Raw genomic sequence first — 12,716 nt, 5'->3', positions numbered from 1 at the left:
CGAGTGTATAATAGATAGTATGAGTAAGGCGAAAAAGATTTTATGGGTGGATTTGGAGATGACTGGACTGGATCCAGTGCGTGATGAGATTTTGGAAGTGGCGGCAATTGCGACGGATTGGAATTTTAAGGAAATTGCGACGTACGAAGGAATTGTGCGCCACGATTCGGAAAAGTTGGCTAAGTTGTTAGATCGAAATGCTGGTTTTTGGAATGAGCATCCGGAAGCGCGACGCGGGCTGGAGGAGCAGAATGAATCGGGCAAGCCTTTGGCGGAAATAGAACGCGAATTGTTGGCGTTTTGTGATGAGCATTTTGCGGGTGAAACGAAGATTTTGCTAGCAGGCAATTCAATTCATCAGGATCGTCGATTCATTGATCAATGGTGGCCGACATTGTCAAAAAGACTGCACTATAGAATGCTTGATGTGAGTGCTTGGAAGGTGGTGTTTGAAGGTAAATACGGTAAGAAATTCGCCAAGCCAGAAGATCATCGAGCGCTGGAAGACATTCGCGGCAGCATTATGGAACTTGAATATTATTTGAAAAAGGTAAAGGTATGACACATAAACAATTTGAAGAATTTATCCTGAGTTTGCCGGGCGTATGGTTGGATTATCCATTTGGCGAGGATGTTGCGGTGTATAAATTTGGTCGAGATAATGACGGCGCAGGGAAAATGGTAGCATTGGTAACGGAAGGCTCAAAGCCGCTCAGAGTAAGCCTAAAATGCGATCCGTTGTTGGCGCAGAATTTACGAGAAAAATACGAAACGGTTTTACCAGGTTATCACTTAAACAAGAAGCATTGGAATACAATTATTTGTTCAGGTCAATTGACTGACGAAGAGGTCTTTGATTTGGCGAGGTTGAGCTATCGATTAGTCTCGGAAGCTTAATCTGCTTTAATAATTTGATTGATTTGCTTCTGGATATTCTCTAAATCGCCAGCAGTTTTTACTAGCCATTCGCGCATCTTTTTTGACTTGGTGGACTTGTATACCTTTTTCATCATGTTGATTGTATCTGTTATTTGCACATTCATCTCATGGGCATAGGTAATATCCAATTGCGCGTTCAGAAGGGCTTCATCCAATTTTTTCTCTAATTTTTCTGACGGATCTAGAGCGAGGATATCTTTCTGTTTCTCCTTATAATTGATGCCGGTTGCTTGAAGCGCTTCGCTCATTGAGGCATCCGCAGTGGTTAGCACTGCAACCAGAGAACTATTGGTGGTTTGTAAACTGGTTGAGCGGAACTTATTATTATATTTTTTGGAAATGGTGAGCAGCTTATTAACGCGCGCTGCAACTTGTGACGGGTTGGCGCTTGGCATGGAATCTTGTGAAAAAACGAATATCGCAATCAGGGTTATTAGACCGATAAAGCTCAAAATAGCGATGATGATTTTGGTTTTTTTATCAAAACCTTCCGCTGGCGGAGGTGCGGCAATTTGATTCAGATAATCGATACCTTGAGGTTGGTTGTTCAAATTGTCAGGATACATATTTCTATTTAACCACAAACAATAACAGAGGTAAAGAGTGATATAATAAAAATATGAATGATGCCAAAGAAGAAGTGCGGGCGCGACTGAACATCGAGGATGTAATTGGTGAGTATGTTCAGCTGAAGCGAGCGGGGCGCAATTTGAAGGGTTTAAGTCCGTTTACCGACGAGCGAACCCCAAGCTTTATGGTTAGTCCAGAAAAGCAGATTTGGCACGATTTTTCTTCTGGAAAAGGTGGCGATATTTTTACGTTTGTGATGATGGTGGAAGGAATGGATTTTCGTCAATCGCTGGAACATTTGGCTCGGAAGGCGGGCGTTGATCTGACTTTGTTTTCTAATGGCGACGGACGAACAGCCAAGCGTTGCGCCAGGGCCAGAGAAGCGCTGAAGCTGGCTGCCAATTTTTATCAGCAGAATTTGGTAAAAAATTCGACAGCCTTAAATTATGTGGTAAAAAAACGGCGGTTAAATCGTCAGACGATTGGTGATTTTTTGATTGGCTATGCGCCGGAGAATGGCGACACGTTGACGAAAGCATTGGAAAAAAGAGGATTCTCTAAGCAGGAGTTGGCGGACGCTGGCTTGTCGAATCGGTTTGGTGGCGATTTGTTTCGCGGGCGAATGATGGTGGCGTTGAGTGACGGCAATGGCGAGGTTGTGGGATTTACGGGCAGAATTATTCGTGACGATCCGCGCGCGCCAAAATACTTGAACACGCCGCAAACGCTGTTATTCGATAAATCGCGACATATTTTTGGTTTACACCAAGCCAAAGAAGCGATTCGAAAAAGCGATGTGGCGGTGATTGTTGAGGGCAATTTGGACGTAATTAGCAGTCATCAAGCGGGCGTCAAAAACGTGGTTGCGACTTCTGGAACGGCGATGACGACGCAACATTTGAAGTCGCTTAGTCGATTGGCGGGGCGGATTCGCTTGGCGTTTGATGGCGATCGAGCGGGAGTTAACGCAACGGAGCGGGCAATCAACTTGGCGCAGGAAGTCGGCGTGGAGTTGGAAGTGGTGAGCTTGCCTGATGGCGTCAAAGACCCAGACGAATTGATCCAAAAAGATTCAGCGCTTTGGCAAGCGGCGATTGACCAATCTCAGCCAGCGGTGGATTGGGTGATTGCCAGATACGCGGAAATGGAGAATTTGAAGTCGGCGGAAGGCAAGCGAAGATTTTCGACCATTGCGCTGAGAATTGTCCGAGGCTTGAAAGATCCGGTGGAACAAGAGCATTATTTGTCGGTGATTTCTGAAAAAACTGGCGCGTCAATTACTGCACTGAAGGCAAAATTGTCGAATGAAAAAGTCGCTGAACATCAATTGAAAAAGGCGAAAATTGAGAAAGAAAAACCGACTCCGGTTCAGGATGAAACTGAGGATATGCTGGCGGGGTTGGCAGCAAGTGAAAAATCTGTGCGGCGCTGGTTGGCAGCGGTTTCTGGCGAAATGTTGGATGATGACAATGCGCGGCAGTTGATTGGCTATTTGCGAAAGAATTCAGACGCGGATTTGGACGAGGTTCCCCTGGACTTGCAAAAAATTGAACAGTATGTGAAAATAGTACAGTTGAAAAGTGAAAGTCGTTACGCCAATTGGGAGCAAAAAAGCTTGGACGAAGAGATGGCTCGGCTAGTCAGACAGATAACAATCAAACATCGCGAAAACAAAAAGAATCAACTATTAACGCAGCTTAGAGAGGCCGAGGCGTCGGGTGATGAGGTTTTGTCTCAGAATTTGCGCCAGAGCTTAAATAATCTGATTAAGGAGAAAATGTGAGCGACGATATCACGACGAAGCCAGTAAACTTAAACGAAGATGATGATTTTGATCCAACGCTTATAGACGAAGAAGAATCGGAAGATTTGGATTCGTTGACAACTGGGCAATATTTGGACGACGTGTCGGATGACTCGGTCAGGCTGTACTTGCGCGAAATCGGTAAAATTCCACTACTTAGTTCTGAAGAAGAAATGGACTTGGCGCGCCGAATTGTTGAAGGCGATAAGAAGGCTAAGGATAAGATGGCTGAGGCGAATATGCGTTTGGTGGTGTCAATCGCTAAGCGTTATTCGGGTCGTGGCTTGGACTTTTTGGATTTGATCCAAGAGGGAAATACTGGACTTTTGCGTGCGGTTGAGAAGTTTGATCCAGATAAGGGATTTAAGTTTTCGACATATGCAACTTGGTGGATTCGTCAGGCAATTACGCGTGCGATTGCCGACCAAGCTCGAACGATTCGTATTCCAGTTCACATGGTGGAAACGATCAATAAATTGCTGCGTACTCAGCGACGAATGACACAGGAATTGAACCGTGAGCCGACAATTGAAGAATTGTCTAAAGAATTGGACATGGAACCAGAGAAAATTGAATATGTCATTAAGATTAAGCAAGACATTTCTTCTTTGGACGCTGGTGTTGGCCGTGACGGTGAAGATGATGACTCTGTATTGCAAGATTTTATCGTTGATGAAGATACGGTTTCACCAGAAGATTCTGCCTCAAATCAATTACTAAAAGAGCAAGTTCAGGAAATTCTATCAAGTTTGAGTGATCGCGAGCAGAAAATTGTTCGAATGCGTTTTGGTTTGGACAATGGGAAAAATCACACTTTGGAAGAAGTTGGTCAGGAGTTTGCAGTTACGCGTGAGCGAATCCGCCAGATTGAGGCTAAGGCGCTAGCAAAACTTCGCAAGCACAAAGACGCGAAAAAACTTTACGAATATCTGGATTAATTAACACTGTTCGGGCGATTTACAAAAATGGGCGTCGTGAGTTGCGGCGTCTATTTTTTGATGTAATTGCTCGAGGCTGCCGTCGTTAATGATGAAATAATCAGCAATAGCAATTGGTCCACCTTTTTCCAAATTCTCGATTTCTGACCAGTCGCGCTGATCGACTTCGTGTGGTTGCATTGGGCGCTCTATGCGCTTAGCCATTCGTTGATAACGGAGGTATTTCGGTGTAACAATAGCAATAACGACAACTTGTCCAGGGAATTCGTGCTTAAGGAATTTATATTCACTCCAAGTGTATAATCCGTCCAAAACGATTTTATTTTGCCCAGCGTTTATTAAATCGTGGATGTTTTTTATGACGCGTTTGATTACGAAATCTTTACCTTCGCGGCGACGAATTTCTTCGCGAAATTGTTGTTGATTGTCCCAAGTTTTTTCAATTCCAGCCTCGTCCATGGCTTTATAAATAACGCCACCGAAGTAAATTTTTGGAAATCCTTTTTCTGTCAAATATTCGACAGCTGAGCTTTTGCCGCTGCCCGCCAATCCAACCAGGGCGATAATTTTTGCGTGTGGTTGTGTCATGTACTAATTTTAACAATTTGTTGACATTCTTCCAAATAGAGAGTATCTTTAAGTTACATATTATGGAAACACTTCATGGACATACTGAAGAGTTACCTCAGAATTCTCCTTCTGACCTTGATATTAAGGGTCAAGAAAATCTGGCAGAGAGCTATAAGATAATGGCTCAGATTGAAGAGCTGGAGTCGAAATTTGATCATAATCCAGATGGTAGCGAGAAATGGCAGAGGCTTATTAGCGAGCCTATCGAGGATCAATATGGGCAGATTTGGATGATTTGGGAAAATTCCGCCACATCTTCATGTGAGCCAAAGGATCGCTATCAGATATATAAGATACTCAATGATGAAGATGAGTTTAGATATGCTTTCATAAAAGAGCTTAAGGTTGATCATTACCCTGGGTATCATAAAACCTCTTACGAGTTTTTTGTTGGACCAGATGACGGTAGAGATGAAACCGTAACTGTGTTCTTTAACGACGATAGAGAAATTGAGTATATTCATTGTTATAGCTATCTGGAGGAGCGCAAGAGGTTGTACGAGAAGTACGAAAGAGCACAGAAGAAACTTGCTGAGGCGTCAATAATCAATTCTCTGACGATAGCTGCTTAAATGCTACAATAGAATTATGAAGCGTCTAGTGGTTATTGATGGAAAGTCGGTGTTTTACCGAGGTTATTATGCTATGCCGGGATTGTCGATGGCTGACGGAACTCCGACTGGTGGTGTGTATGGATTTGTAAGTTTGGCAATTGAGTTAATTAAGAAATTGGAGCCGGATTATGTGGCGGTAGCTTGGGATAAGCGCGGTACGAATATTCGCAAGCGGCGGGAATTATATCCAGAATATAAAGCTGGTCGCAAGCCAGCGCCAGATGATTTTTACCAGCAAATTCCGATTTTACACGAACTGCTCGATGCATTTGGCTGGCCGCTTTATGAAATTGATGATTACGAGGCGGACGATATTATGGGCGCGTTTGCCAAGCAGGCGGAATCTCGCGGAATTGAAACGTGCTTGATAACGTCGGATTTAGACGCATTGCAATTGATATCATCGATGACCAAAGTTTACGCTATGAAAAATGGTTTAAGGAATATCGAGGAATTTACGGCGGAACATTTTGAAGAAAAATACGGAATTCGGACGGAGCAATTTTTAGACCTGAAGGCGCTGAAGGGTGATTCTAGTGACAATTTACCGGGAGTGCCGGGAATTGGTGAAAAAACGGCGGTGAAATTATTGCAAGAATATGAAACTCTGGACGGAGTTTATGAACATCTGGACGAGCAAAAAGGCGCTTTGCGAACGAAGTTGGAAAATGGTCGCGAGTCGGCATATTTGACCAAGCAAGTGGCGGAAATTTGGACGGACGCGCCGATTGAGCTGGACTGGGATGTGGCGGATGTTAATGATTGCGACTTTGCGCGAGTAACGGAAATTCTGCAGAAGTTGGAGTTTAATTCGCTGATTGGACGATTGCCAAAAACAATGCAAATGGCGGAAAATGAGAAAAAAGAAGAACCGAAGTTGGATATTCCACGAATTGAAAAATTGCCCGATATGCCGATGTTTGAGGCGGAAAATATAATATATATCGATTCGTCGGAGCCTGACGTAATTTACATAAGCTCAAATTCTGAGTCAGCGTGGACGGCGAAAATTGATGAGATTAGTCAATCTATATGGCAATTACTGGCGCAGGGAATTGTGATCGCAGCGGATGTTAAGCAGTTGTATCACGCGCTGGATAATCATGGCGTGGCGGTGCGTTTTCATGAGGTTTGGGACGTTGAGCAGGCGGCGTTTTTGATTGATCCGCTGAAGCGTGATCGTAGTTTGAATGCGCTGTCTGGTGATTTTTCTGATGACAATTCCGCGCCTTATCAATTGGCTCGCCTGCATAAAATTTATCGTGAACAAAAAGTTTACATGTCGAACAATTCACAAATTGCGCGTGTAGCTTACGAGTTTGATTTTCCAGTAATTTGGGCGCTATTCCAGATGGAAAAACGCGGGATGAAGTTGGACGATACGCTATTAAAACAGATGGGTGATGAGCTGGCGGCGGAAGTTAGCGAGCTTGAACAACAAATGTATTCCATGGCTGGATACGAGTTTAATGCGTCTAGTCCAGCGCAACTTTCTGAGGTTTTGTTTACCAAATTGCAATTACCAACTGCGGGCATAAAAAAGGGAAAAACTGGATATTCAACAGGTCAGAAAGAGTTGGACAAATTACGTGGACAACATTCGATTATTGAGTTGATTGAGCGATATCGAGAATTGACCAAATTGATCAGCACGTACATTGAGGCGTTACCAAAATTGATGGCGACTGATGGGCGAATTCACACTACATTCAATCAGGACGTAACCAGCACGGGGCGACTGAGCAGTACAAATCCGAATTTACAGAATATTCCGGTGCGGACTGAACTGGGTAGGAAAATTCGCCAGGCGTTTGTTCCGAGTGATGGCAAGGTTTTTGTCGGCGCGGATTATTCGCAATTTGAGCTGAGGCTGGCTGCTGTGTTGTCGGGCGACGAGAAGTTGATTGAAGACTTTAATAGCGATGTTGATATTCACGCAAAAACGGCGGCGGAAACATATGGAATATCAATTGATGAAGCGAGTAAATCTCAGCGTCGAGCAGCAAAAGTGATCAATTTTGGTGTACTTTACGGAATGAGTCCGCACGGTTTGGCGGCGGCCACAGGAATGTCATTTACAGAGGCGAAAAAGTTTATTGATCATTATTTTGAGGTGCGAAAGCCGATTCGTCAGTACTTGGATAAAATTTTAACTCAAGCGCGGGAACAGGGATTTGTTGAAACGTATTTCGGCAGGCGACGACCAACGCCTGATGTAAAATCGAGCAATTTTATGGTGCGATCTTCGGCGGAAAGGGCTGCGATGAATATGCCAATTCAAGGCACGGAAGCAGATTTGATGAAAATGGCGATGATTCGGCTGGAGGATAAATTGTCGGGCTTGGCTGATGCGATTTTACAAGTTCATGATTCGATTTTGGTGGAATGCAAACCTGAAGACGTCCAGAAAGTCAGCGAGATTATGAAAGCGGAAATGGAGGGCGTTTGTCCAGAATTGCCGATTAAGTTGAAGGTTGATGTTGGCACGGGCGCAAATTGGGGTGAAGTATAGAAAATATGGTATAATTATGCCATGAAATACACTCAACGACGAAATTCATTTTCTCGATTTGTACCAATTTTGCTGGTTATTGTTATCACGGTCGTGGCGGTAGCAGCGGTTATTGCGATTGGTCGAGCATTATTTGGTAAAAATGATTCAGGCCAAACAACAGATCAGAATGTTAACGTAGGACAAGTTGCTTTGTTGTCGACGGACGTGGGAAGCGCGGTTCGATTGACGGTACGCGGACCGATTGTAGCGAATGAGAATTTCCGCTCATATAGCATTACTATTTCGCCAGAATCTCGCGAAATGACGACGTACGAGGGATATTTGGATAAGCCGATTGCAGAGAAAAAATTGGACAATAACGGCAAGGCTTATACGGAGTTGGTTTATGCGCTTGATAAGCGAAAAATGATGGAAGGTACTCCGTTAACTGAGCAGCAAAACGATTTGCGGGGGATTTGTGCTAGCGGTAAAATTTACAAATTCGAAACTTTGAAGGACAATTCCGTTGTGAAGAGTTTGTGGACGTCGGATTGTAGCGGCTCTAAGGGTTCGGCGCAAGCTAACGTGAACGAGATTTTGGATATGTTTTTGAAGCAAATTCCTGACGGCAAGAAAATGGCGGCTGGAATTGGCCTAAGTCAAGAAGAAGCTTTGTTTAAGCTGTAGGACTTGCCGAATGCCAGAACTACCCGAAGTTGAGACAGTTCGTCGCGGTTTGGCGGATTTGCTGCCAGGTCAGGCTGTTGTGCGAGCGACGGTATTTGATTCGCCAAAAAGCTTTCCGAATTCACCCACAGACGTTCAGCAATTTTTATACGGTGCACATGTAATGGCGGTGCGACGTCGCGCGAAAGTACTGATGATTGATCTTGATACGCGTTATTCGCTGGTGATACATCTTAAGATGACTGGGCAATTGATCTTTCGTGGGGCTAATAGTTTTGCTGGTGGTCATCCGAATGATAGTTTGATCGGTGAATTACCGGATAGATCGACACGAGTGCAAATTGACTTTACGGATGGTTCGCGCCTGTTTTTCAATGATCAGCGTAAGTTTGGTTGGATGAAATTGATGCCGACCGATGAGATAGAAAATTTGCCATTTATGCAGAAAGTTGGTCCGGAACCGCTCGATAAAAAAACTGAGGCGGGTGACTTTATTAAGCGAATTCGTCGTCGGCAAAATTCGATGATCAAGCCGGTGTTTCTTGATCAGTCGGTGATCGCTGGGGTTGGTAATATTTATGCCGATGAAGCTCTGTGGGCTGCGAAAATTCACCCCCAAACGCGAGTTAAAAACGTTAGCGATAAACAATTAGAAAAACTATTTCATGAACTGCGTCAGATTCTACAATTAAGCATTGATCAGGGCGGCTCGACGGATAAAAATTATGTTGACGCTGAAGGCAGGAAGGGCAATTATTTGTCATTTGCGCATGTATTTCGTCGGGAAGGTCAGCCGTGTCATCGACATCCTGACCAAGAGATTGTAAAGATGAAGGTTTCTGGACGCGGTACGCATATTTGCCCAGTTTGCCAAGTGGAGGCGAAGTGATTTACCTTTTTTACGGCGAAAATGAATTCGAGAAACGGCGGGCAATTGCTAAGCTGATCGGCAACGAAAAAGCGGCGCGACATGATGGCGAAGAGTTGACGCTGGCTGGAATGCAGGAAATAGCAATTGGGCAGACGCTGTTTATGAACTCGTCGGTGTATTTGATTTCAAGATTGAGCGAAAATTCTGAGGTCTGGTCGCAAATTCCAGACATAAAGTTTGATGATGACAGGACGATTATTTTGGTGGAAGATAAAATTGATAAGCGAACAAAAACGTATAAGTGGCTGCAGAAAAATGCCAAAGTTCAGGAATTTTCACCGCTTAGTGATCGTCAAAAACCGCAGCTTTTAAAGTGGTGCGTGGCGGAGGCGAAGGTTCGCGAGTGTGAATTAACGAATCGTCAAGCAGAGATAATTGTCGATCGTTTGGGATTTGATCAGTTGCGACTGAGTAATTTTTTGGATCAATTGTCGCTGGCGGAAAAAGTGACGGATGATTTAATTGACAACTTTATACCTCTGGCGAGGACGGAAAATGTGTTTGATTTGTTCGTTTCGGCGCTGGCGGGTGATTATAATAAGGTTCACGATATAATTAGCTATTTGGAGTCGGAAAGTGGCGTTGATGGCGCTTATCAGACAATGGGGTTGCTTGCTTCGCAGGCGACTAACTTGACGGCGTTGGTTTTAGCTGACGGCGACAGTAAGTCGGTGGTTTCGGATTTTTCGGCTAATCCGTATGTTTTACGAAAATTGGCGTCTTCAACAAAAGGTGTCGACAAGGAAAAACTGAAGAGGATAAATGACGCGCTACTTCGGGCGGACTTGCAAATGAAAACAACCTCTGTAAATCCGTGGCTGCTTGTGGAGGCGGCGCTGGTTGGAATTGGAAAATAAAAATATCCTGGTAATTTCCAGGATATTTTCTTAATAATTCTTTTATAAATTATTTTTCAGCTTTCTTAGCAGCTGGCTTCTTCGCTGGAGCTTTTTTAGCGGCAGTTTTCTTAGCTGTTGCTGGCTTTGCAGCTGGTTTTTTGGAAGCTTCTAATGCAACACCTGCTTTTTTAGCAATTTTGCTTAATGCGCTCTTTCGGCGAGCAGCGGTATTTTTCTTAATCAAGCCTTTTTTAACAGCGGTGTCGATTTCGCTTTGTGCTGCAGCAAGAGTCTTTGCGCTTGGTTCTGCAGAGAAAGCTTTAACAGCAGTCTTAATGTCTTTTTTAATGCTGATGTTTCGCTCGCGGCGCTTTAAGGTTTGTTTAGCACGCTTGATGGCGGATTTGATGATTGGCATGTTTCTCCTTTACCTCTATAGATTTGTATCGCTAATCAGGAAGAATTATACAGAAAATAGCATAAATTGTAAAGAGGCGGCTTAGATATTGACTTTATGGTACTGCTTATGGTATAGTGATGCCAAGCGTAATTACAAAACAAACATAGGAAAAATCATGTCAAACGGATCAGCAAAGCAAAAAGTAATCCAGAGTATCAAGGATGTAACTAATATTTTAGTGACGGTGAGTTCTAGCCCGTCAGTCGACGAATTGTCGGCAGCATTAGGATTGACGATTTTCCTCAATAAACTAGGGAAGCACGCTACGGCTGTGTTTAGTGGTGACATTCCGCCAGCAATTACGTTCTTGAATCCTGATAAGACGTTTGAGCAGACCGCAGATTCTTTACGTGATTTTATTATTGCTTTAGACAAAGAGAAGGCTGATCATTTACGCTATAAAGTTGTTGATGACGCGGTGAAGATTTTTATTACGCCATATCGTACGACAATTACCGATAAAGACTTGGAATTTTCACAGGGTGATTATAACGTTGAGCTAGTTTTGGCGCTAAATGTTGAAAATAGTGAAAGTATTGATACGGCCTTAACGGCTCACGGTAAGATTCTGCACGATGCTACGGTTGTGGCTATAACAGCGGGCGATGTAAAGAGTGGTCTGGGCTCTGTTGATTGGCACGAATCTAACGCGAGTGGCGTGAGTGAAATGGTTGTGGAATTGCTTGATGATCTGAAAACGCCAAAGGTAACTCTGGACGAGCAGATGGCGACGGCTTTGCTTACGGGAATTGTGGCGGTAACTGATAGGTTTAGTAATGGAAATACATCATCAAAGGTTATGACCACGGCCGCAGAACTTATGGCGGCTGGCGCAAATCAGCAATTGGTGGTTTCAAAGATTGCAGAGGGCGAAGTAGAGGACAAGCCGCAGAAGATTGAAAAGATCGAAGAAAAATCTCTAGAAAAAGAGGAAGCTTCAGAGGATAAGACTGAAGAAGCGGAGAAAGATGAGGGAACTGTACACGCGGACGGAACTTTGTCGATTAGCCATGAAAAGAAGGGTGATGTTGATGAAGTAGCCGAACAAACAGCAAAGGAAAAGCAAGAAGAGTCTGCTAGGATTGCCGAAGAGAAATTGGCTAAAATTGAGCCAATAAAGGAGGAGCCACAAGTCGAGGAAGAAAAGCCGAGTGAAAAAATAGTTTCAAAGGGCGAGCTTTCTTTTGAGGAAACTCCACTGATGGGTGGCACTCTGAACGCAACGACTACACAGGCTGCCGAGGATAAGATTAGGGAATTGGCTAGCGATCAAAATAAAACTATCTTAACGCACGGTAAATATGTGGGTGATAATACGCCGTCGTTTGGCAATACTCCGCTAAATGCGGCTATGGGCACGTCTGATGAACCTCCAAAGATTGATCCGTTTGCTACAACTAACGCCGCTGAGCAAAAATTATCGACGATACCTGTTGCGCCGCAATCTGAAGAATCGATTATTTCGGCAATTACCAACGACACAAATCAATTGAATAATCCAGTAGCGCCAGCTCCGAGTCAGCCGATTGCGCCAATTGAGCCAGCAATAACAAATCCTGAGAATAACATTCCGGGCTTTGACTTGCCAATGCCACCAGCAATGCCAGATTTCGGCGCTTTGCCACCAATGCCGCCAGCGCCTACAGGTGTTGATGTAAATGGATTGCCGCAGATTGCACCGCTAGGAGTGGCTCCTGAGCCAGTAGCCGCTCCGCAAGCTCCAGCACCTGCGCCGATCACCGCGATGCCAACTCAGCCAGCTCAAAACGCAGACTTCAATCCAGCGCAATTCCACATCCCAGGACAATAG

Annotated in this window: 13 protein-coding genes; 10 read left to right on the top strand and 3 right to left on the bottom strand. The window is 44.2% G+C overall.

Features of this window, described 5'->3' with window-relative positions:
- Nucleotides 1-19 precede the first annotated feature (19 nt).
- Nucleotides 20-562 (top strand): oligoribonuclease, encoded by a 543-nt coding sequence (gene orn, locus LRM45_RS01480; protein ID WP_243826453.1) that lies wholly within the window; start codon nucleotides 20-22, stop codon nucleotides 560-562.
- Nucleotides 559-897: an MmcQ/YjbR family DNA-binding protein gene (locus LRM45_RS01475; RefSeq protein ID WP_129635327.1), complete on the top strand. Its 339-nt coding sequence runs from the start codon at nucleotides 559-561 to the stop codon at nucleotides 895-897. The genes orn and LRM45_RS01475 overlap by 4 nt, the downstream gene beginning before the upstream one ends.
- On the opposite strand, the gene LRM45_RS01470 is transcribed toward LRM45_RS01475, so the two are convergent.
- Nucleotides 894-1,505, bottom strand: coding sequence for a hypothetical protein (locus LRM45_RS01470; protein WP_243826452.1), 612 nt, complete (start codon nucleotides 1,503-1,505; stop codon nucleotides 894-896). The two genes, LRM45_RS01475 and LRM45_RS01470, sit on opposite strands and share 4 nt — an antisense overlap.
- Nucleotides 1,506-1,558: 53 nt before the next feature.
- Here LRM45_RS01470 and dnaG point away from each other — a divergent pair, with 53 nt between their 5' ends.
- Together dnaG and rpoD are read left to right on the top strand one after the other, a co-directional pair.
- Entirely contained in the window at nucleotides 1,559-3,292 is a 1,734-nt protein-coding gene (dnaG, locus tag LRM45_RS01465; RefSeq protein ID WP_243826451.1) for a DNA primase, read from the top strand.
- Complete coding sequence (gene rpoD, locus LRM45_RS01460; protein WP_129636639.1) at nucleotides 3,289-4,251, top strand: RNA polymerase sigma factor RpoD; 963 nt, start codon at nucleotides 3,289-3,291, stop codon at nucleotides 4,249-4,251. Before dnaG ends, rpoD begins: the two co-directional genes overlap by 4 nt.
- On the opposite strand, the gene LRM45_RS01455 is transcribed toward rpoD, so the two are convergent.
- The gene (locus tag LRM45_RS01455) at nucleotides 4,252-4,839 is read right to left on the bottom strand and encodes an AAA family ATPase (RefSeq protein ID WP_129632104.1); all 588 of its coding nucleotides are present in this window, start codon (nucleotides 4,837-4,839) and stop codon (nucleotides 4,252-4,254) included.
- A gap of 62 nt (nucleotides 4,840-4,901) precedes the next feature.
- Between LRM45_RS01455 and LRM45_RS01450 the strand changes: the two genes are divergently transcribed.
- From LRM45_RS01450 to holA, 5 genes are read left to right on the top strand one after another with little or no spacing between them, the layout of a single operon-like run.
- Nucleotides 4,902-5,453, top strand: a complete 552-nt coding sequence (locus tag LRM45_RS01450; RefSeq protein ID WP_243826450.1) for a hypothetical protein — start codon at nucleotides 4,902-4,904, stop codon at nucleotides 5,451-5,453.
- Nucleotides 5,454-5,469: 16 nt separating this feature from the next.
- Nucleotides 5,470-8,007 carry a DNA polymerase I gene (gene polA / locus LRM45_RS01445; protein ID WP_243826449.1) on the top strand — a complete coding sequence of 846 codons (2,538 nt, stop codon included), beginning with the start codon at nucleotides 5,470-5,472 and terminating at the stop codon, nucleotides 8,005-8,007.
- 21 nt (nucleotides 8,008-8,028) lie between these two features.
- Complete coding sequence (locus LRM45_RS01440; RefSeq protein ID WP_243826448.1) at nucleotides 8,029-8,676, top strand: hypothetical protein; 648 nt, start codon at nucleotides 8,029-8,031, stop codon at nucleotides 8,674-8,676.
- A 10-nt stretch (nucleotides 8,677-8,686) separates the two neighbouring features.
- Nucleotides 8,687-9,565, top strand: coding sequence for a bifunctional DNA-formamidopyrimidine glycosylase/DNA-(apurinic or apyrimidinic site) lyase (mutM, locus tag LRM45_RS01435; RefSeq protein WP_243826447.1), 879 nt, complete (start codon nucleotides 8,687-8,689; stop codon nucleotides 9,563-9,565).
- Nucleotides 9,562-10,464, top strand: coding sequence for a DNA polymerase III subunit delta (holA, locus tag LRM45_RS01430; protein ID WP_243826446.1), 903 nt, complete (start codon nucleotides 9,562-9,564; stop codon nucleotides 10,462-10,464). The genes mutM and holA overlap by 4 nt, the downstream gene beginning before the upstream one ends.
- A gap of 49 nt (nucleotides 10,465-10,513) precedes the next feature.
- Here the strand turns inward: holA and rpsT are convergent, their stop codons facing one another.
- Nucleotides 10,514-10,864, bottom strand: a complete 351-nt coding sequence (rpsT, locus tag LRM45_RS01425; RefSeq protein WP_275973419.1) for a 30S ribosomal protein S20 — start codon at nucleotides 10,862-10,864, stop codon at nucleotides 10,514-10,516.
- A 157-nt stretch (nucleotides 10,865-11,021) separates the two neighbouring features.
- Here rpsT and LRM45_RS01420 point away from each other — a divergent pair, with 157 nt between their 5' ends.
- Entirely contained in the window at nucleotides 11,022-12,716 is a 1,695-nt protein-coding gene (locus tag LRM45_RS01420; protein WP_243826445.1) for a hypothetical protein, read from the top strand.

Source organism: Candidatus Nanosynbacter sp. TM7-057, assembly GCF_022828295.1.
In the GTDB taxonomy this organism is placed as follows: domain Bacteria; phylum Patescibacteriota; class Saccharimonadia; order Saccharimonadales; family Saccharimonadaceae; genus Nanosynbacter.
The sequence above is the reverse complement of the archived record's forward strand: the minus strand, read 5'-3'. Positions and strand labels throughout refer to the sequence as shown.